The organism is Devosia sp. 1566 (genome assembly GCF_004005995.1).
Taxonomy (GTDB): domain Bacteria; phylum Pseudomonadota; class Alphaproteobacteria; order Rhizobiales; family Devosiaceae; genus Devosia.
In genome coordinates this window covers 244731-271496 of record NZ_CP034767.1, presented here as the reverse complement: position 1 = coordinate 271496, position 26766 = coordinate 244731, and the positions used below count along the sequence as shown (strand labels likewise).

The 26766-nt window shown below is 62.1% G+C and carries 25 protein-coding genes; 17 read left to right on the top strand and 8 right to left on the bottom strand.

Going from position 1 to position 26766, the window contains the following annotated elements; all coding sequences use genetic code 11:
• Positions 1-38: 38 nt before the first annotated feature.
• From ELX51_RS01275 to cysG, 8 genes are all read left to right on the top strand, one after another.
• Positions 39-440, top strand: coding sequence for a RidA family protein (locus ELX51_RS01275; protein WP_127751813.1), 402 nt, complete (start codon positions 39-41; stop codon positions 438-440).
• Between the two features lie 216 nt (positions 441-656).
• Positions 657-1295 carry a glutathione S-transferase family protein gene (locus ELX51_RS01270; protein ID WP_127751812.1) on the top strand — a complete coding sequence of 213 codons (639 nt, stop codon included), beginning with the start codon at positions 657-659 and terminating at the stop codon, positions 1293-1295.
• 66 nt (positions 1296-1361) lie between these two features.
• A complete protein-coding gene (locus ELX51_RS01265; protein ID WP_248305213.1) occupies positions 1362-1985 on the top strand; it encodes an ANTAR domain-containing protein in 624 nt (207 codons plus the stop codon).
• 13 nt (positions 1986-1998) lie between these two features.
• Positions 1999-3219 carry a CmpA/NrtA family ABC transporter substrate-binding protein gene (locus ELX51_RS01260; RefSeq protein WP_127751811.1) on the top strand — a complete coding sequence of 407 codons (1221 nt, stop codon included), beginning with the start codon at positions 1999-2001 and terminating at the stop codon, positions 3217-3219.
• 313 nt (positions 3220-3532) lie between these two features.
• The gene (nirB, locus tag ELX51_RS01255; protein WP_127751810.1) at positions 3533-5980 is read left to right on the top strand and encodes a nitrite reductase large subunit NirB; all 2448 of its coding nucleotides are present in this window, start codon (positions 3533-3535) and stop codon (positions 5978-5980) included.
• Positions 5981-5985: 5 nt separating this feature from the next.
• Positions 5986-6321, top strand: coding sequence for a nitrite reductase small subunit NirD (gene nirD / locus ELX51_RS01250; protein WP_127751809.1), 336 nt, complete (start codon positions 5986-5988; stop codon positions 6319-6321).
• Positions 6322-6359: 38 nt separating this feature from the next.
• Positions 6360-7217: a formate/nitrite transporter family protein gene (locus tag ELX51_RS01245; RefSeq protein WP_127751808.1), complete on the top strand. Its 858-nt coding sequence runs from the start codon at positions 6360-6362 to the stop codon at positions 7215-7217.
• Between the two features lie 13 nt (positions 7218-7230).
• A complete protein-coding gene (gene cysG / locus ELX51_RS01240; protein ID WP_127751807.1) occupies positions 7231-8664 on the top strand; it encodes a siroheme synthase CysG in 1434 nt (477 codons plus the stop codon).
• Between the two features lie 29 nt (positions 8665-8693).
• Here cysG and ELX51_RS01235 read toward each other — a convergent pair whose 3' ends face one another.
• The 6 genes from ELX51_RS01235 to ELX51_RS01210 form a co-directional block, all read right to left on the bottom strand.
• The gene (locus tag ELX51_RS01235) at positions 8694-9530 is read right to left on the bottom strand and encodes a division plane positioning ATPase MipZ (protein WP_127751806.1); all 837 of its coding nucleotides are present in this window, start codon (positions 9528-9530) and stop codon (positions 8694-8696) included.
• 103 nt (positions 9531-9633) lie between these two features.
• On the bottom strand, positions 9634-10944 hold the full coding sequence (locus ELX51_RS01230) for an MFS transporter (protein ID WP_127751805.1): 1311 nt from the start codon (positions 10942-10944) through the stop codon (positions 9634-9636).
• Between the two features lie 104 nt (positions 10945-11048).
• Entirely contained in the window at positions 11049-11450 is a 402-nt protein-coding gene (locus ELX51_RS20470; RefSeq protein ID WP_348983131.1) for a hypothetical protein, read from the bottom strand.
• Positions 11451-11735: 285 nt separating this feature from the next.
• Entirely contained in the window at positions 11736-13109 is a 1374-nt protein-coding gene (locus ELX51_RS01220) for a cytochrome P450 (protein WP_206524678.1), read from the bottom strand.
• A 114-nt stretch (positions 13110-13223) separates the two neighbouring features.
• On the bottom strand, positions 13224-13550 hold the full coding sequence (locus tag ELX51_RS01215) for an Atu4866 domain-containing protein (RefSeq protein WP_127751803.1): 327 nt from the start codon (positions 13548-13550) through the stop codon (positions 13224-13226).
• Between the two features lie 14 nt (positions 13551-13564).
• Positions 13565-14296: an SDR family oxidoreductase gene (locus ELX51_RS01210; protein ID WP_127751802.1), complete on the bottom strand. Its 732-nt coding sequence runs from the start codon at positions 14294-14296 to the stop codon at positions 13565-13567.
• A gap of 143 nt (positions 14297-14439) precedes the next feature.
• On the opposite strand from ELX51_RS01210, the gene ELX51_RS01205 reads away from it, so the two are divergent.
• A complete protein-coding gene (locus ELX51_RS01205; protein WP_127751801.1) occupies positions 14440-15384 on the top strand; it encodes a LysR family transcriptional regulator in 945 nt (314 codons plus the stop codon).
• A gap of 50 nt (positions 15385-15434) precedes the next feature.
• On the opposite strand, the gene ELX51_RS01200 is transcribed toward ELX51_RS01205, so the two are convergent.
• Positions 15435-16334: a LysR family transcriptional regulator gene (locus tag ELX51_RS01200; RefSeq protein WP_127751800.1), complete on the bottom strand. Its 900-nt coding sequence runs from the start codon at positions 16332-16334 to the stop codon at positions 15435-15437.
• 119 nt (positions 16335-16453) lie between these two features.
• On the opposite strand from ELX51_RS01200, the gene ELX51_RS01195 reads away from it, so the two are divergent.
• The 3 genes from ELX51_RS01195 to ELX51_RS01180 all read left to right on the top strand — a co-directional run bounded on the left by ELX51_RS01195 (position 16454) and on the right by ELX51_RS01180 (position 20163).
• Positions 16454-17071 carry an NAD(P)H-dependent oxidoreductase gene (locus tag ELX51_RS01195; protein ID WP_127751799.1) on the top strand — a complete coding sequence of 206 codons (618 nt, stop codon included), beginning with the start codon at positions 16454-16456 and terminating at the stop codon, positions 17069-17071.
• Positions 17072-18116: 1045 nt separating this feature from the next.
• Entirely contained in the window at positions 18117-18734 is a 618-nt protein-coding gene (locus ELX51_RS01185) for a PRC-barrel domain-containing protein (protein WP_164854701.1), read from the top strand.
• 364 nt (positions 18735-19098) lie between these two features.
• On the top strand, positions 19099-20163 hold the full coding sequence (locus ELX51_RS01180; protein WP_206524723.1) for an NAD(P)-dependent alcohol dehydrogenase: 1065 nt from the start codon (positions 19099-19101) through the stop codon (positions 20161-20163).
• Between the two features lie 149 nt (positions 20164-20312).
• On the opposite strand, the gene ELX51_RS01175 is transcribed toward ELX51_RS01180, so the two are convergent.
• Positions 20313-21239 (bottom strand): LysR family transcriptional regulator, encoded by a 927-nt coding sequence (locus ELX51_RS01175; RefSeq protein WP_248305212.1) that lies wholly within the window; start codon positions 21237-21239, stop codon positions 20313-20315.
• Positions 21240-21405: 166 nt separating this feature from the next.
• Between ELX51_RS01175 and ELX51_RS01170 the strand changes: the two genes are divergently transcribed.
• The 5 genes from ELX51_RS01170 to ELX51_RS01150 all read left to right on the top strand — a co-directional run bounded on the left by ELX51_RS01170 (position 21406) and on the right by ELX51_RS01150 (position 26734).
• Entirely contained in the window at positions 21406-22428 is a 1023-nt protein-coding gene (locus ELX51_RS01170) for a 4-hydroxythreonine-4-phosphate dehydrogenase PdxA (RefSeq protein WP_127751794.1), read from the top strand.
• 64 nt (positions 22429-22492) lie between these two features.
• Positions 22493-23446 (top strand): tripartite tricarboxylate transporter substrate-binding protein, encoded by a 954-nt coding sequence (locus ELX51_RS01165; protein ID WP_127751793.1) that lies wholly within the window; start codon positions 22493-22495, stop codon positions 23444-23446.
• A gap of 126 nt (positions 23447-23572) precedes the next feature.
• Positions 23573-24055, top strand: coding sequence for a tripartite tricarboxylate transporter TctB family protein (locus ELX51_RS01160; RefSeq protein ID WP_127751792.1), 483 nt, complete (start codon positions 23573-23575; stop codon positions 24053-24055).
• Between the two features lie 43 nt (positions 24056-24098).
• Positions 24099-25598: a tripartite tricarboxylate transporter permease gene (locus ELX51_RS01155; RefSeq protein ID WP_127751791.1), complete on the top strand. Its 1500-nt coding sequence runs from the start codon at positions 24099-24101 to the stop codon at positions 25596-25598.
• A gap of 47 nt (positions 25599-25645) precedes the next feature.
• Positions 25646-26734 carry an isocitrate/isopropylmalate family dehydrogenase gene (locus tag ELX51_RS01150; RefSeq protein WP_127751790.1) on the top strand — a complete coding sequence of 363 codons (1089 nt, stop codon included), beginning with the start codon at positions 25646-25648 and terminating at the stop codon, positions 26732-26734.
• The last annotated feature ends 32 nt before the right edge of the window (positions 26735-26766 follow it).

The window sequence follows — 26766 nt, the reverse complement described above, 5'->3', positions numbered from 1 at the left end:
GCCAAGTGCCGGACGCCCCACAGGAAAGAGAGATCGAGATGACTGAACGCCAAGCTATTTTCCCGGCCAGCCGGCACGCCCTTTACGAGCAGCATGGCTATTCCGCAGCAATCCGCTCGGGTGACCTGCTGTTTGTGTCGGGACAAGTGGGCAGCCGGCCAGACGGCAGCCCGGAGCCGGACTTCGAGCGTCAGGTCCAACTCGCCTTTGACAATCTCAAGGCGATCCTTGCAGCCGCGGGTGGCGGTTTGGACGATATCGTTGACGTGACGACGTTCCACACCGATCCGGAACAGCAGTTCCCCACCGTCATGGCGGTGAAGCAACGAAATTTCACCACCACCCCCTACCCCAACTGGACTGCCGTTGGGGTGAACTGGTTGGCCGGCTTTGATTTCGAAATCAAGGTCATCGCCCGCATCCCGGCCGCGGCCGCCTAGCGAGCACCGAGCACGGTTCTCCGTGGCCCGCCCGGCGTTCCCTTGGCCGGCCCTCGCCGCCGCTGCCGGCCCCTTCTGCGCCTCGCTTGCCGCCCGCTATTGGCGGTGATGTCAGCGGCCTCACCAGGGGAGCGGCGGCGGCCTTTTTTCTCCCGCTGTCGAAGAGCTCGACGGTGATCCGTCCTAGGACCGAGCGGCAAAGGAGAACCGGTTCTGATGAAACTGCATTTTAGTCGCAACCCCAATCCGAGGCTGGCAGTGGCCGTCGCCAAATATCTGGGCGCGGATATCGAGTTCCACTTCGCTGCACCCCGGGATCCAAGCCGAGCCGGGGACTATCTGCACCTCAACCCGAACTTGCTTTTGCCCATTCTCGAGGTTTCCCCGAGGCCGATTTGGGAAACGGATGCAGTTGCCTGCTTTTTGTCGCGACAGGTCGGATCGCAGTTTTGGCGCACCGATGCCGACGAACCCGAGATGATCCGCTGGATCAGCTGGGGCAAGGACAACTTCGTCAAAGCTTGTGACACCGTACATTGGGAGCGCGGCACCAAGCTCCGTTACGGCCTCGGGCCCTACGATGCCGCTGCAGTTGCGGAGGGGCTCGAGCGGTTTCACACCGCAGCGCAGCTGCTCGAGGCTGAGCTGGCGGATCGCACCTGGCTCGTCGGGGACGCTGTGTCTTACGCCGATTTCCGCATGGGCACATTCCTGCCCTTCAACGATATCGCGCGACTGCCCATCAAGGATTACCCGGCCGTGAGCCGCTGGTACCGGCGGATGGAGGCCATCGAGGCATGGCGAGATCCCTTCGCGGGAACCACTGCCCCCGAGCTTCCTCCCGTGCCAAGCTGATCATCGAGCCGACACCACGCGCGCAAACCTGGCTGCGGGGTGTAGACATCCAAGGATCGGCAGCACATGAATTTGGTGCTGCCACAACTGACCTCAGAGGCCATGGCTGAGTCGCTCTCCATTCTGTTGATTGACGACAACGCCATTCGGGCCTCGATCATCGAGGCCGGTTTGCGCGAAGCGGGACACGCAACGGTGCAGATCGTCACCGACATGGAAGATGTGGCTGGCCGAATTCGCGCGTTTGCGCCCGATGTCGTCATTGTCGATCTCGAAAATCCCAATCGCGATGTGCTCGAGCATTTCTTTGCCCTCAGCCGCACGATCGAGCGGCCCATCGCCATGTTCGTCGACAAATCCGACCCCGCCGAAATCGAGGCTGCTGTGGAGGCCGGGGTTTCGGCCTATGTGGTTGATGGATTGCGCAAGGAGCGCATCAAGCCGATCCTCGACATGGCCATTGTGCGGTTCCGTGCCTATTCCCGGTTGCGCAACGAACTCGAAGCCGCCCGTTCAGAACTTCAGGGGCGAAAGATAATCGAGCGCGCCAAGGGTATCCTGATGCGGACGCGTGGCTTTTCCGAAGAAGAGGCCTATGCGCTGCTGCGCTCCACCGCCATGAACCAGAACCGCAAGATCCTCGAGATCGCGCAGGCGCTGGTGACGGCTTCCGAGCTCCTGGGACCATGAAGAGGGACACAGCATGGGCCTGACCCAAATTGTTGCCGGCTATGTGCCGCTGCTCGACAGCGCCGTGCTGCTGGCCGCGGAAGAATTCGGCTTTGCCGAAAGCGAAGGGCTGCACCTGCATCTGGTGCGCGAAACCTCCTGGGCCAATATCCGCGATCGCGTCGCCATCGGACATTTGGACGTCGCCCATATGCTGGGGCCGATGCCGATCAGCGCCAATCTGGGGCTAACGCCACTCGATGCCGCCGTGATTGCACCCATGGCGCTGGGCTTGGGCGGCGCCGCAATCACCATGTCCATGGCGGTGTGGGCCGCCATGGCCGAGGCTGGCGCGCCCGAAGATGGCTCGCCGGGGCCCGTCGGCGCGGCACTGCGCGAAGTTGTCTTGCGGCGGCACCGCGCGGGCGAGCCGCGCTTGCGCCTGGCGGTGGTGCATCCGGAAAGCGCCCACAATTATGCGCTGCGCTACTGGCTGGCCGCTTCAGGTATCGACCCCGATCGTCAGGTCGACATTGTCATCGTGCCCCCGCCCCTCCAGGCTGATGCCCTCGCAGCCAAGCGCACCGATGGTTTTTGCGTCGGGGAGCCCTATGGCTCGATGGCTGTCGCGCGCGGGGTCGGGCGCATTGTCACCACCAAGGGGCAGATCTGGCAAATGAGCCCCGACAAGGTTCTGGGCACAAGGCTGCAATGGGCGCAGCGCTACCCCGAACAGCTCGCCGCATTGCTGCGCGCCGCGACGCGAGCGGCACGCTGGTGCGAAGATCCGACCAACCACTCGGCGCTGGCGGGCATGCTGGCGCGCGATGACCGGCTGGGTGTGGAGGGGGACCTGCTGTTGCGGGCCATCACGGGCCGGCTCGAATTCGAAGCGGGCAAGGAACATGCAATGTCCGAATTCTTCGTGCCCTATTCCCGCGCGGCCAACTTCCCCTGGGTCAGCCACGCTCTGTGGTTCTACTCGCAGATGGTGCGTTGGGGTCAGGTCGCCCATAAGCCAGAGCATGCGGCGCGTGCCGCAGCGAGCTACCGGCCCGACCTCTACCGGGCCGCGCTTTCGGGTATAAACATGCCCGTGCCTGGCGCGAGCAGCAAGATCGAAGGCGCCCTCGCCGAGCCGACCGAAATGGGCGCGATCGGCGGTCGCCTGACGCTGGGTCCAGATATGTTTTTCGATGCGGCGCAGTTCGATCCGGACCGGCTGGACGATTACATTGCCGCCCAACAAAGTTGACCAAGAAAGATGCAGCTGGCTGAACTGCCGGGCAAAGGCGCGGCTGTGCTTGGATTATCGCAAACCGGCGCAGTTCAGCTAAGCACCTGATCCAGCGTTCGTCTTGTGCCGCCCGACTGTTTGGCACGTTTCCTGCACTACCATTTGCGAGCGCTCCGGCGCATTGACTTCGGCGTCCAATGAAGGGCGCCACATCTTTGGCAACGCCGCCAACCTTCAGAAGCCTCGTCTTGCGACGGGGGTCCTGCTGGTTGGCGGCGTTTTCGTTTTTGGTTTCCGGGTCCGATCACGACCCAAGCTCGATGGGAAGAACATGGCCGAAAAACTCGTCATCATAGGCGCCGGCATGGCCTCTGGCCGGATGCTGGAACATTTGTTCGAGGCGGCGCCTGACCGGTTCGATGTCACCCTGTTCGGCGCCGAGCCGCGGGGCAATTACAATCGCATCATGCTTTCGCCGGTGCTGGCCGGTGAGAAGCGCTATGAAGATATCGTGACCCACGCTCCAGACTGGTACGCCAGCCATAGCGTCCAATGCCGCTTCGGCCAGGCGGTCACCAGGATCGACCGCCAAGCCAGGACCGTGTGGGCCGAAGGCGTCGAAACCCGCTACGACCGTTTGGTTATCGCCACGGGCTCAGCCCCCTTCATCCTTCCCATTGCGGGCCGAGACCTGCCGGGCGTCCGCGCCTTCCGCGACCTCGATGATGTAGACGCCATGGTGGCGATCGCCGGGCAACCCGGCGCCAAGGCCGTGGTCATCGGTGGGGGCCTGCTAGGGCTTGAAGCGGCGGCGGCATTGCGCGGGCGCGGCATGGATGTGGTGGTGCTGCACCTGGCGGCCCATCTCATGGACCGGCAGCTCGATGCAGCCGCCGGCTATCTTTTGCAGCGCGAGCTGCAAGGACGCGGCATCAAGGTCCACTGCAAGGCGCAAACCAAGGCCATTCTGGGCAATGGCCGGGCGGAAGCCGTGTTGCTGGAGGACGGCACGGTTTACCCGGCAGACCTTGTGGTCATGGCGGCCGGCATTCGACCCGAAACCCGGCTGGCGACCGATGCGGGCATCGAGGTCGCCCGGGGCATTGTCGTCAACGATGCAATGGCCACTTCCGACCCGGACATTCTCGCTGTGGGCGAATGCGTTGAGCACCAGCAGACAGTCTACGGCCTGGTCGCGCCGCTTTATGAAATGGCCAGAGTCGCGGCCAGTTCTCTCCTCGGCGTGCCGGCCCGGTTCAGCCCGGTCAAAACCGCCACGCAGCTCAAGGTAACCGGGGTGAACCTTTATTCGGCCGGCGACTTCGCCGAGGCCGACGACCGCCAGGAGATCGTGCTGCGCGATGCTGCGGCCGGCGTCTACAAACGGGTGGTGCTCAGGGACAATCGGGTGCTGGGCGCGGTGCTTTACGGCGATACGGCCGATGGCAATTGGTTCTTCGACCTTCTCAAGCGCGGCACCGATATCGCCCCGATGCGCGATACGCTGATCTATGGCCAAAGCTATGGTGGCGGCGCTGCCGTCGATCCCTTGGCTGCGGTTGCGAGCCTCCCTGCTGACGCCGAAATCTGCGGCTGCAACGGCGTGTGCAAGGGCGCCATCACCGGTGCCATCGCCGCCCGGGGCCTGACCTCGCTCGATGAGGTCCGCGCCCACACCAAGGCCTCCGCCTCCTGTGGCTCCTGCACGGGGCTGGTGGAAAAGCTGCTGATGTCGACCTTGGGCGACCGCTACAATCCGGCGGCGATCCCACCCATGTGCCCCTGCACCGATCTGGGCCATGACGAAGTGCGCCGCTTGATCGTCGCGCAAGAACTCAAATCCATCCCCGCGGTGATGCAGGAATTGGGCTGGAAAACCTCCTGCGGCTGCGCCAAATGCCGTCCCGCCCTCAACTACTATCTCGTGGCCAACTGGCCCGGGGAATACGAGGACGATGCCCAGTCGCGCTTCATCAACGAGCGCGTGCATGCCAACATCCAGAAGGACGGCACCTATTCGGTGGTGCCCCGCATGTTCGGAGGCATCACCAACGCGGCCGAACTGCGCGCCATTGCCGACGTGGCCGACAAGTTCAACGTGCCCACGGTCAAGGTTACCGGCGGCCAGCGCATCGATCTGCTCGGCATCAAGAAGGAGGACCTGCCCGCCGTCTGGGCGGATCTCAACAAGGCCGGCATGGTGTCCGGCGCCGCTTATGCCAAGGGGCTGCGGACGGTCAAGACCTGTGTCGGCTCGGACTGGTGCCGCTTTGGCACCCAGGATTCCACCGGCCTTGGCGTCAGAATCGAAAAGTTCATGTGGGGCTCCTGGACCCCGGCCAAGCTCAAGCTGGCGGTCTCGGGCTGTCCGCGCAACTGCGCCGAGGCCACTTGCAAGGACATCGGCGTCATCTGCGTGGACTCCGGCTACGAGATCCATTTTGGCGGCGCCGCAGGTCTCGACATCAAGGGCACCGAAATCCTCTGCCACGCCAAGACCGAAGACGAGACCGTCGAAATCATCGCCGCCCTGACCCAGCTTTATCGCGAGCAGGGCCGCTATCTCGAGCGCATCTACAAATGGGCCAAGCGCGTCGGCTCTGCTTCCATCAAGGCCCATGTGGTGGAGGACCTTTCCAGGCGGCGGCAGCTGTTCGAGCGCTTCGTTTATTCCCAAAAATTCGCCCAGATCGATCCTTGGGAAGAGCGGGTCAACGGCAAGGATGCCCATGAATTTGCAGCATTGGCCGATTTCCAGATGCTGCAGGCGGCGGAGTGAGCGCCATGACCGACTGGATCGATATTGGCGGCCTCGGCGACATTCCCGCGCGGGGCGCCCGTTGCCTCAAGACCGCCTTGGGCAAGATCGCCGTTTTCCGCACCGCCGAAAACGAGGTCTTCGCCATTGATGACCAGTGCCCGCACAAGGGCGGACCGCTGAGCCAGGGCATCGTCCACGGCGCGCAGGTCACCTGTCCGCTGCACAATTGGGTTTTTTCGCTCGAAACCGGCATAGCCCAGGGCGCCGACGCGGGCGCCGTCCGCACCTATCCACTGCGCCTCCACAACGGCCGCATCCTTATTGACGCGCATTGTTTGCGCGCCACCACCGCAGCCTGACCGCCGCCAATCTCACCCGCACCCTTCAGGAGAACATCATGGACTATGTTGCCCCCAAAGACTTCATCAAGAAGATGATCGACGCCGGCGAGATGAAGGTGTTCATGTCGACGCGCGACACGCTGATCCGCGCCTTCATGGCCGGCGCCATTCTGGCGCTTGCCGCGTCCTTTGCCATCACCATCACCGTGCAGACCGGCCAGCCGCTAGCCGGTGCCATTCTCTTCCCCGTCGGCTTTTGCCTGCTTTACCTCATGGGTTTTGATCTTCTGACCGGCGTGTTCACGCTGGTGCCGCTGGCCCTGATCGATAAGCGCGCCGGGGTGACAATGCGCGGCGTGTTGCGCAATTGGGGGCTGGTGTTCACCGGCAATTTTGCGGGCGCTCTCACCGTGGCGCTGATGATGGCGGTGGTCGTCACCTTCGGCTTTTCCCAGGCACCCGATGCGGTGGGCGAACGCATCGGCCATATCGGGGAAGGCCGCACCCTTGGCTATGCCGAACACGGCGCTGCGGGCATGCTGACGCTTTTCATCCGCGGCGTTCTTTGCAACTGGATGGTTTCAACAGGCGTCGTTGCGGCCATGATGTCCAACTCGGTGACCGGCAAGGTGCTCGGCATGTGGATGCCCATCATGCTGTTCTTTTATATGGGCTTTGAGCATTCCATCGTGAACATGTTCCTGTTCCCTTCGGGCATTCTTCTGGGCGGCCAGTTCTCCTTTTGGGATTACATGGTCTGGAACGAGATCCCCACCGTTGTCGGCAATCTGGTGGGCGGGCTGACCTTTGTGGGCCTTACCCTTTACGCCACCCATAGCCGCACCGCCCCGTCGCGCAAGCAGCCCGAAGCATTGCTGCGCGAGATCGACGTCAATGCCATCGCGGCCGAGTAAAGGGGAGGCGCAGATGCACATCGTTCCACGCCAACCCAGCCCTGCTCCCCGGCCGCGACTGGCTCCACTGGCCGTTCTCCCGGTCTTTTACCGTCTCGCCGGCAAGCGCGTCCTGCTTGCCGGTGGTTCGGAGGCGGCCGCCTGGAAAGCCGAGCTCCTGGCCGCAACCGGGGCCAAGGTGGAAGTCCATGCACGGCCAGCCGAACTCTGCGAGGAAATGACCGCTCTGGCCGAAACCGGTCAGGTCAGACTTGTCCCAGGCCATTGGAGCGCCGCCGATTGGCAGGACTACGCCATGGCCGTGGGCGATTGCGAGGACGAGGCGGAAGCCGCCGCTTTCGCCGCTGCGGCACGCCGCCTGGGCGTGCCGGTCAATGTCATCGACAAACCCGATTTCTGCGACTTCCAGTTTGGGTCCGTGGTCAATCGCTCACCGCTGGTGGTCGGTATCTCGACGAGCGGTGCTGCCCCGATCCTCGGTCAGGCAGTGCGTCAGCGCATCGAAACCATGCTGCCGGCCACGCTGAGCGAGTGGGCGGGGCTGGCTCGGCGGGTGCGCCAACGCGCCACCGACCTGCTCCAGCCCGGAGCCGAACGGCGCAGGTTCTGGCAGCGTTTGGCCGACGAGGCTTTCCGCACGAGCCCGGAACACGCCAAGATCGACGACTGGATCAACCAGGCTCGGGGCGCACAAGGCGGGGGCGTGACGTTGGTCGGGGCGGGCCCGGGCGATGCCGAATTTCTCACAATCAAAGCCTTGCGGGCGCTCCAGGCGGCCGATGTCATCCTTTTTGATGATCTCGTTTCCGACGAGGTGCTGGAACTGGCCCGCCGGGAAGCCAAGCGCATCCTGGTGGGCAAGCGCGGTGGCCGGGAAAGCTGCCGGCAGGAAGACATCAACCGCACCATGATTGCCCTCGCCAAGGCAGGGCGTCACGTGGTGCGGCTCAAGTCAGGCGACCCGATGATCTTCGGTCGGGCTGGCGAAGAGATCGCCGAGCTTGAGGCTGCGGGCGTAGCCGTGAACGTGGTTCCTGGCATCACCACCGCGCTGGCGCTTGCGTCCGAACTCAAGCTCTCGCTCACGCACCGCGATTGCGCCCAATCCGTACGCTTCGTCACTGGCCATGCCCGCAATGGGCAGCTGCCGGAGAACTTTGACTGGCCGGCACTCTCGGATTCATCGACCACCCATATCTACTACATGGCCGGACGCACCTGCTCGACACTCGTCGATGGCTTGCTGCGCCACGGCATGCCGGCGCAAACGCCCATGGTCCTGGCGAGCAATATCAGCCGACCGGGGCAAGTCATCGTGCACTCGTCCCTTGCCGACGCCCCTTCGGACATGGCGCAGCTGGATCTGAGCCAGCCTATCATCATCGCGATCGGCGCGGCGATGGGGCTTCGCCAATCGCTTGAAGTGGAGAGGGTACTGGCGCTTTAACCAGGCAGCAGGGACCGGACCGTGCCGCTTTATGCAGAAAGCTGCAGTGAGCGGCGTTCAGGTAGCTGGAGGGCAGCAACCAGCGCGCGGTATTCGTGGCGAGCATTGACATGCGATATCGACGGTGCCCCGCCGAGGAGGCCTGCATCGAGCGGATCGAACACCGTCATGCCGCTTAAAAACAGCGAACGGAAAATAACCCGCTCGGCAATGCCATCGGCGACGCGGCAGCCCAGACCCTGCGCCAGGCGCTCCACTGTGTCCTGCACCCGGCTGGCATTGTGTGAACTTAGATTGGAGACGCGGTTGCGCACCAAAACCCAGTCTATGCTTCGGCCCGAGCGTTGCTGGCGCTCCGCCCGCGCTTTTTGCACATTGCGCGAATAAGGGCTCGCCTCGAGCGGCTCGCCCGTTTTGGGATCGATGCGGGCGAGAACGTCGAGATCGATCATGCTGTCATTGATGGGCGTCACCAGCGTGTCTGCGGCGCCATGGGCAAGGCGCGCGAGATTGCCGTCAAATCCGGGCGTGTCGATAACCACGAAATCGACCTCACCGCGCAGTCCATCCATGGCCCGGTTGAAGATGTCTAGCTCCACCCGCTGGTTCTCGCTCACGGAATCGCCCCAAGCGGTGGGAAGATGGACATGCTTGGGCATGAGGATGTCACGGCCGCTGGTGTCAGCCGTGTTGCGCCGGTTGCGCATATAGCGCGTCAGCGTTTGCTGGCGGCTATCCACATCGATGGTCGCGACGCGATGGCCCTGATGCAGCAGGTAAACAGCCAAGTGCAGCGCCGTGGTCGATTTGCCCGAGCCACCCTTTTCATTCCCAACCGCAATGATGTGCGCGCCGCCCTCGGCCATTCGTCGACTCCAATTCGGGGTTGAGCTTCCCCGGCATCAAGGGATTTCATGGTTAACAAAACGCTAATGCTGGGCACTCTCCAGCACTTTGCAGTGGACAAGTTTAGGTGAGAACCGCGTCGCGGGTTTCGGCATCAACGAACAAGGCGGCAACGGCGCCAAGCATGAGGAGGCCCGCGAACAGCGCTACTGCCAGGGAGAAATCCTGCGCGATCACAACAGCCAGGGCCGATGGTGCTAGCAAGCCGCCAAACCGCGCAACCGACCCCGCGGCCCCCATGCCCGTGCCGCGCAGCGCCGTGGGAAACAGCTCGGGCGTGAAGGCATAAAGCGCGCCCCAGGTGCCCAGTAGCGCAAAGCTCATGAGCAGGATGGCGCCCCCGATCAGCACCGGGCTGCCGGCAAGGAAGAACAAGGCGCAGCCCGCGGCGCTGAGCAGGAGGAAGCCGATCAGCGTCGGCTTGCGGCCGATCGCTTCCACGCCATAGGCGGCCAAGGCATAGCCGGGCAACTGCGCCAAGGCGACGATGACCAGGAAACCATAGCCGCGCACATAGCCAAAGCCCTCTTCGGCAAGGCGACCGGGGAGCCAGGTGAACACGCCATAATACGAGATCGACACCAGAAACCAGACGCTCAGAATGGCCAATGTGCGTCGGCGCAGCGTGGGCGAGAACAAACTGCCGCCGGTCGCCACCACATGGGGCGCCAAGGTCTGGTCTTGCCTCAGCTCCGGCTTGCCATTGGTGCGCAGCACGCGGTTGAGGGTCCGGCGCAATTGCGCATCCTGGCCGGTGCGTTGCAGGTGCAGCGGGGATTCGGGCACCCAAAAGCGCAGGAAGATACCGATCAGCGCAGGAACTGCGGTGGCGGCAAAAATCCAGCGCCAGGCATCGCTCGTCACAAAGATGCTGGCGGCCCAGGCCGCCACCGCCACCGCGACGATCCCCACGGCCCAAAACCCTTCCAGCATCACCAGCCAGCGACCACGGTTCTTGGCCGGCAGGAACTCGGCCATCATGGCATAGTCCACCGGCAGCGTTCCACCCACGGCCACGCCGGTCAGGAACCGCAGCAGGAACAGCACGGCAAGGTTGGGTGCGAATACCGACAGAAGGCCAAACACGGCATCGCAGATCACCGTGACCAGCAGCACCCGGCGGCGGCCGAAGCGGTCGGCGAGCCGTCCGAACAGGCTTGCGCCAATCAGCATGCCCAGGAAAAATAGCGTTCCGGTCTGTAGCGCTTCGGGTACGGACACGCCGAAGGTCGCGGCGATGGACGCGCTGGTGAACCCGACAGCGAGGACCTGCATGGCATCGGCCGCCCAGACCAGCCCAAAAATGCCGAGCAGGTGCCACTGAAAGCGACCCGCACCCGCACGCTCCAAGGCGCTTTCTACAGTCTGCTGCATGGTCATATTCTCACTCGCGACTAGTCTGCCGAACAACGACTTAGCGCAAATCGGCGGTGTTGCCGACCTGTTCGGGCAGTGCTCGATGTCGCCAAGGCAGGCTGTTAGCGCTCGCCCTGCAGGTCGGGTTGCACAAAGACGCCGGCGGTCCCCAACTGCACCCGACGACGCGCCATTTCCTCGGTATCCCCATAGCGATCAATCGCCCAGGACAAGGCGAGAACCAATTCGAACACCTCGTCGGCGGCAACATCGGCGACCGCTCGGTGCTCCGCCCGGGCGGCCTGCAACAAGCGCCCGGTTTCCTCGATAATTGGCCGACAAGAGTCGTTCAACGAACCGGAGGGATCTGCATGGGCCGCAGCCAGACAATAAGGCAGGTCGTGCCAGATATGCAGCCGCCACGCCAGTCCGACCAGCCATTCCGCCAGCGCCTGGACAGGCTCGAGCCTGTCGGAGAGCGAATTTCCATGCTGCCGCGGGTGCCAACGCCAGCGCTTTACCAGTCGCGCACGCAGGAAAGCTCGTCCTTGCTCACCTGCTCGTGCACCTTTTCGGCGAGGCAGTCGCACTGCGCCTTGAAGGCCTCAGCCTCGTCCGACGTCAACTTCCCACCTGAGATTAAGAGCTCCAGCTGCGACTTGCACAGCTCGAAGTCAGGCGCGGCTTCGCCAGCCGCCTGAGCAGGCCCTGCCCACAAGAGCGCGGTACAGATTGCGGCTGCGATAAACGTGGTCGGCGTGCGTCGTGACATTGGTGTTCTGCTATGCAAAGGGCGGCTAGTCCGTGCCTCATGCATGCCGCGGTGTCACACGCAGGTTGATCCCCGTGTCGGGACGAACGGTCATCAGCATGGTCGGGGAAGGCAGCGCACGCGGGCCCGGGCCGAAGTGGAAACGAGACAGTAGGGTCCCCAAAATAATCTGCGCTTGCATCATGGCAAAATTGGCGCCGACACAAACGCGCGGGCCTGCACCAAAGGGTAGATAGGCATAGCGATCACGGGCCTTGACCTGTTCGGGCAGGAAGCGGTCCGGGTTGAAAACGTTAGGATTTTCCCACAGCATGGCATGGCGATGCAGCGCATAGAGCGGCAGGAAAATCACGTCATTGGCGTAAATATCGCGGCCCGCCAAACGGTCGCTGGCGAGCACTTCGCGGGCCAGCAACCCCACTGGTGGATAAAGCCGCATGGATTCCTCAAGAATGCGGCGGCCGAGCGGCATGGCTTCAAGATGATCAAGCCTTGCAGGCTGATCGCCAAGAACGCTCCGTGCCTCCGCGCTGGCTTCTTCTTGGATCTGAGGGGAGATGGCCAGGAGCTGCAAGGCCCAGCTGAGCGCGAGCGCGGTGGTTTCGTGGCCCGCGACGATGAAGAACTGCATGTTGTGCAGCACATCCTGAGGCGACATTGTGCGCCCGGTTTCCGGATCATTGGCCTTGAGCATGAAATCGAGTAGATCATCAGCCTGACCGGTGGCTTGCTCGCGGCGAGCCTCGATGGCTTTGGCGACCATGTCGTGCATGGTGTGGACGGCGCTATACCCCAGCAGTTCTCCTGGGCGCGGAAACCAGCTGGGGACGCGCAGAAAGTCCAGAAGCGATGCCCGTCCGGCGGTCTCGAAATACCGAATGATGGCCGCGCCATAGGCTCGTGCATCGAAATGCTCACGGCCCGACAAGGCGACCTCGCAGATGACGTCGAAGGTAGCGGTCAGCATTTCTCCCAGCATTTCGGCATGCGGCCCTGCCGTGTGCAGCCGCTGTGCGGCGCGTTCCGCGGTTGCCGTCATCACTGGCGCGAGTGCTGTAACATTGCGCTGCGCAAAAACCGGCGCGACGGCGCGGCGTTGCCAACGCCAGTCGGCGCCTTCGGCGGTGAATAGACTATTGCCGATGGCTGGGCGAAGCATGCGCAGCATGACTTCGGACTTAGGGTAGTTGGCCGCATTGTCGAGATAGATCCGCCGCAGGGACGCCGGATCCTGCACCATGTGCCAGCGCGCCGCGCCCATTCGCCCCGACACTATAGGTTGCTGATAAGCAATGGCGGGAATGATCTCGAGCACGTTGCGGCGTGCAGCCCGCACCGACTGGAGGATAGATAAGGGCTTGCGATGGGGCTCAACATGGGGCGGCAGGATAGGCCGGTCGGTCGCGGGCAAGGCCGTGCTCCTCGTTCGAGGTGAGCCACTCCTACCGCATCACCTCCCTAGTCCAAAGCCACACATGGGTGATTGCTGCGCCGGATGCGGCTCCCAGAGGCGGCCGTACCTGGCTCAGTTCTCGGAGCGGCGGTAAAGCACCATTCCGCCATGATGGAGAACACCATCGAGGAAATCGCCATCGGCGGTGAAACCGGTATCGTCCCAATACTCGATATGATCGCCCTCGATCTCATAGCGACCCTGATAGGCACTTTCGCGATTTCCCCGGGCTTCGTCATATCGGCCATCAGGCAGCAGTTGGTGACGGACATATCCATCTTTCGTAACCCACATGCCGACATAGGGGTGAGCCTGCATAGCGTCTGCTCCGTCTTGAGGAAATGTCGGGGTACTGGCCAGGACGAGAGTCATAGCCAGGCAAGTTGGCGCCAATCTCATGATCCTCGCCTTCCTCAGTGCGCCGCCGCAGTGGGCCGAATGGTGATCTCATTGGTGTCGACATTGTCCGGCGCTTCGATGATGTGCCGGACCGCCCGGGCGATGGCCTCTGGCTGGAGGCTGATCCTCCGCCATTCGGTCATCGCTTCTGCCGTGGCTGGGTCGGTTATCGAGGATGCAAGTTCGGATTCCACGACTCCAGGATTGACGCAGGTCACCCGGATTGTGTCGCTCTCCTGCCTGAGACCATCCGAGATGGCGCGTACCGCGAACTTGGTTGCGCAATAAACCGCAGCGGTCGGAGTGACGGCGAGCGCGCCTATTGAGCCGACATTGATGATCTGACCCGATGCTTGCGCCTTCATCGCGGGCAGCACCGCCGCAATACCCCAAAGCACACCTTTGATGTTGACGTCGATCATGCGCTCCCACTCATCGACCTTGAGAGCATCGAGCGGTGAAAGGGGCATTACGCCAGCATTATTGACGAGCACATCGATACGCCCCCACTTGCCCAGCGCAGTCTGGGCAAAGTGCGCCATGCCCTCGCGGTCGGTGACGTCGAGTTCAGCGAACTCGGCTTGACCGCCATTCGCCCTGACTTCCTCTGCTAAGGCCTTGAGCCGGTCCGTTCGGCGGGCGCCGAGCATAAGCTTGGCCCCACTTGCTCCCAGTTCTCGGGCGATACCGGCGCCGATGCCACTGCTGGCCCCGGTGATCAGAATGACTTTGCCTTCGCGACCCATGGTGTTCTCCTTCTTCCCGCTTGTGGTGGCAACGGCGAGTCCCCGATCGGTCTGTCCACGCTGCCGTCGGCCTGAAGAATGGCAATTTAGTCCGCAAACACAATTTGCCTTCTGCCCTATGCTGAGGTTAGCCTTGCTAACCAATGGCCATTGATCTGAACCTTTTGCGTGTCTTTGTGGCCGTCGCCGAGGGCGGCACGTTCCGGGCCGCTGCCGACCGGCTCGGCGTCACGCGCTCTGCCGTGAGCCAGGGCATTCAGCGGCTCGAAGACATCTTGTCTCAGCCCTTGTTTCAGCGTTCGACACGAAGCGTCCGCTTGACGGAATTTGGAGAAAAGCTGCTTGAGGGAGTTGCCCCTCACCTGGCCGAGATCACAGCCACCCTAGAGACTGCGATGGACGCGGTTGGAGCGCCCAAGGGCCTTTTGCGGATCACCGCCACCTCCATCGCCGAGCGGTTCCTCTCGGGCCCTCTCATCGCTTCATTCGCGGAAGCTTATCCGAACATCACGTTGGACGTGACGGTCTCGGACGATGAATTCGACATCGTTGCCGCAGGATACGACGCTGGTGTCCGTCTCGGTGAGGTGATCGAAAAGGACATGGTCGCCATTCCAGTGACCGGACAGCAACGGCAAGTGGCCGTAGCATCGCCGAAGTATTTCGAGAAATACGGTTGGCCCCAGCATCCCAAAGAACTCACCAATCATCGATGCGTCGGCTGGAGGCCGCATCCACAATCTGCGCCCTATCGGTGGGAATTCGAGCGGGACGGTCAGGCCTTCGACGTTGCCGTGCAACCTCAGGTGACGACCAATGACATGTTGTTGATGGTTCGCACGGCGTTGGCGGGCGGCGGCATCACCTTCGGCATCGAAGAAACCTTCCAACCCTACTTGGAGAGAGGGGAGTTGGTTTCGGTGCTGGACGATTGGCTGCCGCCCTTCGCAGGTTTCTTCATCTACTTCCCTAGCAGACGCACGGTCTCTCCAAAATTGCGGGCGCTTCTCGATCACATTCGTGATCTGCGGATTAAAGAGTGGCCCCCGCAAACCGACGGGGATCTTAGCTGCCTGCATCGGCGATAGCAGCACCTCCAAGCTTGAACCGCAATGGAGCCACGGCTTGCCCGACAGCATCAGAGCGACAGTCGAGCCTGCAAATCCTTGAGTAGCCACTGCCCGGCCGGGCCGGGCACTTTGTCCACCATCCGCGCGGCATAGATGGTCAACGCGTCTCCGGGCGCCTGGGCATCTTCGGCCAGATCCAGGCGAACCAAATCTCCTGCTGCGACATGGTCGGCAATCAGATGTTCGGGCATTCGGCACCAGCCGAACCCGGCCAGGAGGAAGTCCAGCCTGCGCCCCAGATCGACGAAACGCCAGGGTGTAGCGCCCGTCAGGCCGTAGTTGTTTGCATCGCGCTCAACCGGATCGGAAAGGACGAGCTGGATGTGGCTTTCCAGGTCGGCACAAGTTGCGGGCCGATCGAGCCTGGCTAAGGGATGCTCGGCCCCGACGACCGGCGTAAGCGCGACGCGAAACAATGATGAAGCCACCACGTCAGGGGGCACAACCGGCAGCAAAAGGCAAAACGCCAGCGCAACGTCGCCGTTGCGCAAACGGCGCAGGGCCCCGCCAAGGCCTTCGGTGGAGAAACTGATGGGGAGATGCGGATAGGCCTGATGTAGGGCGCGCAAACTTTCGATGAGCGGGCCAGTGGGCACAAGTGGGTCGATAGCCAGAGCCAGCTCGGGCTCGATCCCGCCTCGGGCGCCAGCGGCTACGGCTTCAAAGCGTGCTGCGCTCGACAACACCGTCCTCGCCTGACTGACCAACACCCGGCCGGTTTCCGTCAAGCGCGGGCGATGGCCGCTGCGGTCAAATAGCAATACGCCCTGCGCCGCTTCCAAAGTCGCCACAGATTGGCTAATTGCCGATTGCGCACGGCTTAATTGCCGCCCAGCGGCGGAAAAGCTGCCGGCATCCGCGATGGTAACCAGGATACGTAGCTGGTCGAGACTGAGATTGCCGATCAATGTCCATCTCTCCAGCCGATGGTTTTTATCAGTTTATTATCGCTCCTGCTGTGAAGGCAAGGGCACTAAACCTGCCTCGAATTTCCGGCTGTCTCAGCCAAACTCGAGGACCAACTTCAATGCCCAAAATTCTCGTTGTCGAAACCAGCCCGCGCGGTGAGGCGTCGATTTCCCGCCAGCTTACGAAGCGCGTTGTCTCTAACTGGCGGCTCTTGAACCAGGATGGGGAAGTGGTAACGCGCGACTTGGCAGTAGCTGCCCTGCCCCATGTTACCATGCCGTGGCTATCGGCTTATTTCACCCCACCGAATACTCATACGCCGGACATGGCAGCGCAGCTTCGTCTCTCAGATGCTTTGGTTGAGGAACTGCTTGCGGCCGACGAGTTGGTCATTGCCACGCCAGTCTACAATTACAATATCCCCGCCAGTCTCAAGGCCTGGATCGACCATATCGTGCGCAAGGGGTTGACGCTCGGATTTGATGGCAAGGGTCTGCTGACCGGCAAAAAGGCCACTGTGATCATCGCGTCCGGCGGAATCTATGGAGCCGCCTCACCAATCGAGCACCTCAATTTTGCGCCGCGATATCTTGAGTCCATACTCAACGTTCTCGGCATCACGGACGTGACGATCATTCATGGCGAAGGCGCAAAGGCCGTGGATCTTGGAGAAGCAACGATGGACAAGTTCGTTGACGCCGTGGTTCCCGAAATGAAGCGCTCTGCGGCAGCTTGATTGCTCAGGAGTATGTGGGCTTCTAGCGGGGCCTGCCTACGCTCCTACTCCGGTCTCAATTGGCCCCAGGACCTTTCCACTCTCGCCACGGAAAAGGTCCGCCGTGGCGGACCTTCAAGCAGTGGTGTCTAACGACAGAAAGGGAAGCCCGGGGCACCTATCGCACAGGGCTTTTGCCCGTTGGATGTGCCAGGGCCGGGGCCACTGTTCGGTCCGGGCCTGCTGTTGCCGCGGCCATCGTTGTTGCCATGTCCTGCGGGCCCATCTTTACCCGGGCCTGCATTCCCAGGACCGTTGTTGCTACCGGGACGGCCGGGACCATCGTCGCCGGGCCTGTGGGGACCAGGACGGCTTGCGCCTGGCCGGACCGGGTCATGGCGGCGGGGCGCCTCAAATCGGGGCGGGCTGCCGAAGTCGGATTTAAACGTCGGCGAAGGACGTGTCGGGCGGCTCGACTCTGCCAGGTATTGCCAGGAGACCCAGCCAGCCGGCCCTCTTTTGCTGACATAGCACCAGCCGGCGCGACAACCTTCAACATTGACGCGTTCGCCGCGCTTGAGCGTGGCGGCAACTGCGTAGCCGGTGCCGGGGCCTGTTCTGACGTTGACGTTTGTCGTCGCTACTGCCGGTGCGGCGAGCGCCGCAGCTGCCGTTCCAAAAAGGATTGCGCCAGCCAGCACGGCACCGAGAATGGGTTGAGTAATTCGCATCTATATTCCTAGTTCGCGGACGATAACGCCCTAAGCGCCAAGAGCGCCCTCGTTCCTGAAGATTGTATGAACGCCGCAAGCCTGCGCTGCTTGAACTCACGGGAGCGAGTGGCCTTTGCCCGTTATTCATCGGGTATCACTCGGCTGGCAACGATCACCGGCATCAAGCGTTGCGGTCATCCCGTGCAGGCCTTGCCTGCCGCGGTCCGGCGCTCGGCGCCGGACCGCATGCTAACACGCAGATCGGCCCACACTTGCGCAAATACCAAGCCGTCCTACTCGCCGTGATGCTTTGCGGCCTGCCCTCATCCGTTTGGGCGCAAGCACCGCAGCCCGTGGGTTCAGCCAAAGTACACGGGGTAACCCTGCCGGAGGAGGCCCGTACCGAAACGCAGCCGCCCGAACAAGGCGGTCAAGCCCAGCAGCTGATGAAGGAGGCCCGGATCCAACTCGAGCGCGCGGCCCACAAGCTGGACCTCGAGGACGAAACCGGGCCTGAGGACGCGCTCCGGTCCGCCAGGAACGCCCTCGAGGAGTTCGACGTCAGCCTCGAGCAGCTGGACCAGTCATTACCCGGCTATGTTCCGCTGGAGCTGGCGACCAGTCTGTCCAAGCAGGTCGATACCGCTCGCCTGCTGTTGGATACCGATCGGCAGGCAGCCGCGTCCAACATGCACGAGCTGGTCTTGCGCGTAACGGACCTGACGGCGGAGGCCGATCTGCTCATCGGCAGGCCATTGCTCGGCAAATCCGGCCAGGCGCTCGGCGACATTTCCAATGTGCTGATAACCGCTGACGGTCGGGTGCAAGCCCTTGTCGTAGATCGACAGGGTGCAGGCACCGACCGGCAGTTCACCGTGGAGTGGAGAACCATATCCATCTCCGGAGCGAACCTGACCGCCGACCTTGCAGAGGACGATCTGCTCCAGTTGCCGGACTATGTCGCCCAGTGACCGCATCCGGTTTGGGTCAAGTTCACTTCATCAGTCGAGCGCTTGCGGGCTTGAGTAGCGACTGTCTGTTTCTTGCGTTCTACGGAGATAAGCAGAACCAGCGGCGCCTCGAACATCCGTTTGGGTGCCGAAACACTGCCCACAAGCAATGTGCCCCATGAGGGTGATGTCCTTACCGCACGCCCCTTGATCCATGGCCGCTCCTGGGAAACCTTCGCCAAAATTGACGGCGATCAAGCTCCTACCCCCCGTCCACGCTATTTTGGCAGACCACAAGGGGAGAAGTGCCATGGACGATGATGTCGCTGCCAGCTCAAGCCCATCCACGGTCGCCGCGCCGTCGCGCAAGACGCAGGTCCCCCAAATGACGGCGGCGGTGTTCGTTGAGCCGGGACGGATCGAGCTCGAGTCCAAACCCGTTCCAGATGTGGGCCCGCTCGACGCCCTGATCCGCATCACCATGACCACCATCTGCGGCACGGACGTGCACATCCTCAAGGGTGAATATCCCGTCGCCAAAGGGCTGACCATCGGCCATGAGCCGGTCGGCATCATCGAAAAGCTCGGTTCGGCCGTGCAGGGTTTCAGTGAGGGCCAGCGCGTGATTGCCGGTGCCATCACCCCTTCGGGCCACTCCATGGCCTGTCTTTGCGGCTGCCTTTCGCAAGATGGGCCCGACACCAAGCACGGTTTCAAGGCGATGGGCGGGTGGCGCTTCGGCAATACGATCGATGGCGCCCAGGCCGAATATCTGCTGGTGCCCGACGCCATGGTCAACCTGGCGCCCATTCCCGATCATCTCAGCGACGAACAGGTGCTGATGTGCCCCGACATCATGTCAACGGGCTTTTCCGGCGCCGAAAGCGGCAAAGTGCGTATCGGTGACACCGTCGCCGTTTTTGCCCAGGGGCCGATCGGTCTTTGTGCAACTGTCGGGGCCAAGCTGATGGGAGCAACCCGCATCATCGCGGTGGAAAGTGTGCCGGCACGGCAGGAGATTGCCCGCCAGCTTGGTGCCGACGACATCGTCGACTTCAGCAAGGTCAATCCCGCCGAAGAAATCATGCGGCTCACCGATGGCCGCGGGGTCGATGTCGCGATCGAGGCGCTGGGTCGGCAGCAAACCTTCGAAGGGGCGCTGCGCAGCCTGCGCCCCGGCGGGACCTTGTCTTCGCTCGGGGTTTATTCCACCGATCTGACCATACCGCTCGATGCCTTTGCGGCTGGGCTCGGCAATCAAAGCATCGTCACTACGCTTTGCCCCGGCGGCAAGGAGCGGATGGCCAGGCTCATGGATGTCATCGCCTTCAAGCGCGCCGACCTCACGCCACTCGTCACCCACCGCTTCCGGCTCGATGACATCGTGGAGGCCTACGACCTCTTCAGCCATCAGCGCGACGGCGTTCTCAAGGTAGCCGTCACGCCGTAAGCGGCGGTGTGGTTCTGTTTATTCACGGCAAGTACAGAGGCCTAACCTTTTCCTGCAGACCAAAGGCGGCAGCAACTGCCACCATCGACGATATATCGGCCGGCGGCGCACCATAACGGGGTGACAGGAGCTTTATCCGCTGCAATGCGCTAGAATTTTCCCGATTTGAGATCAGGGAGCTTTGGCCCCGTCAACTGCCGCTTCGCAAGTGCCCAGAACCGTTCCGCGCTCGAGCGTAGCCTGGCCTTAGGCCGGAACAGCTTTATCTCGATCGGGATATCGAAACGGCTATCGCCAGCGCGAACAAGGCGGCCCGCATCAAGGTCATGCTCTACCAGCACCATCGGCGCCCAAGTCATGCCAAGCCCGTCCCGTGCCATCTCAACCAGCAGCGTCGCTGGGCCGACAAAAGCCTGAGTTAGTTGAGGGGGCTCGGGCAAGGTCGCAAGGTGATGACTCTCAATCCGGCCGAGACCAGATCCGGGGTGATAGGTTAGGTGGGCCACAGGGGTCTCAGTCGAGCCCGGGAGTTGGTGCCGCGGCTGCCTCGCTCCAAGCTCAACCGGGGCACTGACCGGTACAACCACCTCGTACCCCAAAGTGAGGGACTGGAATCGGTTGGTCAGGGTCCGCTCGGCCATGCCGGGGTGGCTATAGGCCAGAAGAAAATGCGCGCCCCCATCCACCAGCATGCGCTCGCAAATTGCCAGGTTCGCGGCAAACAACTGCACCACGATCCCTTCTTCCTCTGACTGAACTCGCTTGATCCATTTGGGAAAGAACGTCTGCGACAACGCGTGCGTGCTGGCAAACTGGACCGATTCAGTCGTTGAGAAGGCAGTGTCGAGCGCAACTTGGCGGCCCATCTCGATCCGCTGCAGGATGTCTTCGGCAACTGGTTTGAACGCGAGGCCGGCAGGGGTCGGGGTGACTGAATGGGTGCTGCGCTCAAACAGCTTTGTGCCGATCCAAGTTTCCAGTGCGAGGATGTGCCTGCTAATCGCCGGCTGGGTGACGTGGCGCCGTTCAGCGGCCCTAGAGAAACCGCCGAACTCCATGACCGCAATGAAGTCCATCAGCCAGCTGATTTGTACGTTCATACCGAAATTGCATCACCTTATGAGGAGAACAGTGTCTCACGACTCCAAGCGCCCGTCTATAAAACGGCAAAGGAACGCGCTTTGACCCTCCGCCAGAGGTGCAGCGGACACCTTCGCAGCGCCAGTACTGGAGGACCACCACGTGCCAAATACTCTCCCTATCATTGCTCTGGTTGCCGGCGACTGCACTGGCATTGGCCCTGAAATCACAGCCAAAGTGCTGGCAGAAGGCGCCATTCAACAGGTTGCTCGCATTGTTCTCGTCGGCGATGCCCGCGTCATCGAGTTGGGTATGACGCAAGCTGGTGTCAGCTTCCCCCTCGTCAAGATAGCCGACTTAGCGGAAGCCGATTGGTCAAAGGCTGCAGTGCCGTTGATCGATCTCGGTAATACCGATCCTGCACAACTGCCCCCCGGTATTGCGAGCCCGCTCAGCGGCAAGCTGACTGGTGATACGCTGGCTGCCGCCATCGAGTTGGCAAAGGCAGGCAAGGTCGATGGCATCACCTTCGCGCCGCTCAACAAACGCGCCATGTTCGATGGCGGCTGGAAGTTTGCCGACGAGCACAAGATGTTTGCACACCTGCTTGGCCACACCACGTATTTTTCCGAGATGAACGTGCTGGACAACCAGTGGATGAGCCGGGTAACGGGTCATTCCTCGCTGCGCGAAGCGCTGGACCAGATCAATGAAGAGAGCATCACCGACGCCATTACCCTGGTCGACACCATGCTGCGCCGCGCAGGCTTTGCTAGCCCTCGCATCGCCGTAGCTGCACTGAACCCACATGCGGGCGAGAACGGTCTATTCGGGCGCGACGAGATCGAATTGATCCGCCCTACCGTCGAAAAGGTGAAGGCGGGCGGCATCAACGCCTCGGGGCCATTCCCCGCCGACACAGTTTACGTGCGCGCCTTCGCTGGCGAATTCGACAGCGTCGTGGCGATGTATCATGACCAGGGCCAGATCGCGACGAAGCTGAAAGGCTTTAATCGCGGGGTCACCGTGACGGCAGGGCTGGAGACGGTGTTCACAACGCCCTCGCACGGCACTGCCTTCGATATTGTCGGACAAGGCGTTGCCCGGCCGGGTGCGCTTGCAAGTGCCGTCCTGCTGGCTGCAAAGCTGGCCGAGGAAAAGACCCGTATGGCAGCCCTCGCTTGATCCCACTGACGGCTGCGGGGAGGACCGCCGCCGTCCGAAGCCTATCTAAACCGGAGGAAAAATAATGAAGAGACTTTTCGTTGCCATGCTAACCGCGGGCGCTCTCGCGCTCTCCGCGAGCCCCGTTTTTGCCCAGCTCGAACGGTTGGAAATTATCGCCCCGGCCGGCGCTGGCGGCGGTTATGACCAGAACGCCCGCATCACCCAGTCTATTTTCCAGCAATACGAGCTTGCCACCCGTATTCAGGTCGAAAACCAGCCCGGCGCGGGCGGCACGATTGGTCTGGCCAACTACGTCAACGGCAACAAGCGCAATCCAAGCATTCTGATGATCGGCCTCTCGCTTGTCGGTGCCGTACTGACCAACAAGTCTCAGGTCACCCTGGACGACACCTATCCGCTAGCAATGCTGAGCGGCGAATATCAGCCTATCGTGGTCAAGGCGGACTCCCCCTTCAAAACGCTGGATGACCTGATTGCCCAGTTCAAGGCCGATCCGGGTTCGATCTCCTGGGGTGGCTCGGGCCCCGGAGGCTCGGATCACTTGATGTATGGCCTGCTGGCCAAGGCGGCCGGCATGGATCCCAAGCAGATCAACTATATCGTGCTAACCTCAGGCGGCGAAATGCTGTCGGGAGTAATGGGCGGCCACGTGACAGTCGGCACCGGCGGCTACAGCGAACTGGCATCCCAAATCGAGAGCGGCGAGTTGCGTGCGCTTGCTATCGGTGCACCCGAGCCGATCGAAGGCATTGATATCCCGACTTTTGTTGAGCAGGGATATGACGTGCAGTTGGTCAACTGGCGCGCCGTCGTTTCCAACAAGGATCCCAGGGGCGAAGAACGCGCTGCCCTTGAGGCTGCAGTCGCCAAGATGGTGACAACTCCTGAATGGCAAGCGGCCCTCGATCAGCGTGGCTGGCAGGATATCTACATGCCGCCCGAAGAGTTCGCAGAATTCCTCAAGACCGAAGAGGCCCGTGTGGAACTGCTGTTCAAGGAACTCGGTCTGCTCTGACCCAATGGACCGCAGGCGCAAGTGCTGCGGTCCATTCTCCCGCACCATCGGCCGGATGACTGCCGTGCCCCCGTTATACGGGGCGCGCTAACGGCACCTGAATGATACCAATGGGGATTTCACGCGATGCAAGCTATCAGCAAGCTGCGCATGGGTCACGCGTTGTTGGGGGCGTTCCTGATGCTGCTGGCTTTGGCCATTTGCATCGAGACGCTGCAGCACGAGCCGATCCAGCAGCAAGCCGTTCTGGGGCCGACTTTCTTTCCCCTCCTGATCTCCGCTGCCTTGGCACTCAATGGCATTGCCCTTGTCTTCAAGGCATTTCGCCGCGCGATCGATGAGAGTGGATGGCTCGAGCTGCAATTCTTGCCGGTATTGATCGTTCTTGGTGGCCTCATGGTCAGTTTCTTCCTGCTCGAAACGGCGGGCTGGGTCATCTGCAGCGCCATCACCTTCACGGCGGCCGCCGCAGCCTTTGGCGAGCGGCGTCAGTGGATCAACGTTCCCGTAGGGCTGATCATCGGCGTGCTCTCGTTTTTCATCTTCAACAACCTGCTCGGTCTCTCGCTTCCAGGAGGGTGGATCATTGACAACTATTTCAGCTACTGAGTTCGCCGCCATCGCCAGCCAGCACAATCAAGAAGCTTGACCGATGGATACCCTTCAATTCCTGCTGGATGGCTTTCTGGTCGCGCTGGCTCCCGGCAACCTGATCTGGGCCGCCATCGGCGTGCTCGTCGGCACCGCTATTGGGGTGCTGCCCGGTATTGGCCCGGCCTTAACGGTTGCTCTGCTCCTGCCGGTTACGGCCGGCCTCGAGCCGACCGCGGCATTCATCATGTTCGGGGGCATTTACTACGGCGCCATGTATGGCGGCTCCACCACTTCAATCCTGCTCAACACTCCCGGCGAGTCGGGCTCCATCGTCACCGCAATCGACGGCCATGCCATGGCTCGCCAGGGCCGTGGCGCACAGGCTCTCGCCACTGCGGCGATTGGCTCGTTTATCGCTGGCACCATCGCGACCCTGCTGCTCACGTTTGTGGCGCCACTCATGGTTCGTTTCTCGCTGATGTTCGGACCTGCCGAGTATTTTGCATTGATGGTCGTAGCCTTCATCACGGTGACGGCCGTGCTGGGCCAGTCAGCCGTGCTGGGCTTTGCCAGCCTTCTGGCTGGGTTGGCGCTCGGCCTGATTGGAACCGACCGCCAGACCGGTGTCGCCCGGCTGACGATGAATTTCCCCGAACTGCTCGATGGTGTGGGGGTGGTAATAGTCGCGGTGGGCCTTTTTGCCGTCGGCGAAACCCTGTTCCAGGCGTCGCGTCACCGCTTCCAGAAGGAAGAGATCTACAAGATTCACGGATCGGTCTGGATGTCGCGGGAAGATTGGAAGCGCTCCTGGCGGCCCTGGCTGCGTGGAACTTTCATCGGCTTCCCGATCGGCGCACTGCCCGCCGGTGGCAGCGAAATCCCAACCTTCCTATCCTATGCCGTTGAAAAGCGGCTGTCCAAAAATCCAGAGCAGTTTGGCCACGGAGCTATCGAAGCGGTTGCCGGTCCGGAAGCTGCCAACAATGCCTCTGCAGCAGGCGTATTGGCACCATTGCTGGCATTGGGGCTACCCACCTCGGCCACTGCCGCCATCATGCTGGCCGCGTTCCAACAATACGGCCTCCAGCCAGGACCACTCCTGTTCGCGTCCAATCCCCAATTGGTGTGGGGACTGATCGCCAGCCTCTATATCGGTAATTTATTCTTGCTGCTGATCAACCTGCCGCTAGCCGGCCTCTGGGTGAAACTGCTGCTAATTCCGCGGCCCTGGCTTTATGCCGGCATCCTGATCTTCGCGACGCTGGGCGTTTATAGTGTCAACAACAGCGTGTTCGACCTCGCCTTGCTCTGGCTCATTGGCCTCGCAGGCTTTGGCATGCGGGTTCTGAATATACCGGTCGCCCCCTGCATTGTCGGGCTTATCCTCGGGCCTATGGCCGAGCAGCACCTGCGCCGGGCCCTGGCGATCAGCCAGGGTGATCTGTCCGTCTTCTACAACCCCACGACCCATCCCATTGCCGTCACGCTCATGATCATCGCTCTGGGCGCCGTGCTCGTGCCGATGGCCCTGCGCTTCCGCAGCGCCCGACAAGCCTAGCCTGGACAGGCAGCCTTGCCCCCAATCCTTTACGACAGAGGTCTTCCATGACGTCCAAACTCACCATTGCGGTGCTCCCTGGCGACCATATCGGTCCCGAAATCAGCCAGGCGGCCGTGCGGGCTTTGACAGCCGCCAGCGATGTCTTTCAGCTTGGGCTTGACTTCAAAACCTATGAGGTTGGCCACGAGAGCCTGCGTCTGCACGGCACCACGCTGCGCGACGAGGTTTATCAGGCGGCCATTGCTGCCGATGGCATTCTGCTGGGGCCGTGCGACAATGGCGGCTATCCTCCGCTGGCTGAAGGCGGCATCAATGTGCCGGGCAAGTTCCGCCACGAGCTCGACCTCTACGCCAATCTGCGCCCCTCCAAATCCCACGACAGCGTGCCCAATTCGCGCGCCGGTCTGGATGTCCTTGTGGTTCGGGAAAACTCGGAAGGCTTCTATCCGGATCGCAACATGTTCCAGGGCTATGGCGAGATGATGCCCGTCGAAGGCGTGGCCCTTTCGGTGCGGAAAATCACCGCGCATGCCTCAAACCGCATCGCCCATTCAGCGTTCCAGTGGGCCCGCCGCCGCCGTAACCTTGTTACCATCGTTAGCAAGAAGCACATCTTCAAGATGACCGACGGGCTGTTCTACGACGAGTGTATGAAGGTGGCCGCCGAGTATCCCGACGTGACCTGCAACTCGATGATCGTGGACGCCCTCAATGCTGACGTCTACCAGCGCCCCGAGCGCTACGACGTTCTGGTGATGACCAACCTGTTTGGCGACGTCATCTCCAACCTCTGCTCCGCTTTGGCCGGTGGTTTAGGTCTGGGCGGTGGTGTTAATGCCGGCGAGAACCACGCCATGGCCAATGCCTCGCATGGCTCGGCGCCTGACATTGTGGGGCAGGACAAGGCCAATCCCATTTCCATGGTCCGCTCCGGCGCGATGCTGCTCGGCTGGCTTGGCGCCAAACACGGCCGTTCCGATCTCCTGCAGGCGGAAGCTGCCATGGAAGCCGCGGTCAACGAAGTGCTCTCCAGCGCCGACACCCGAACCAGCGACGTTGGCGGTACGGCTTCCGGGAGCCGAGCCTCGCAAGCCATTGTTGACGCCATTCTGCGCAACGGCCGCGCCGCCTAGCAGGCGCAGGTGTTGCCCGCGGGAGCCTGTGT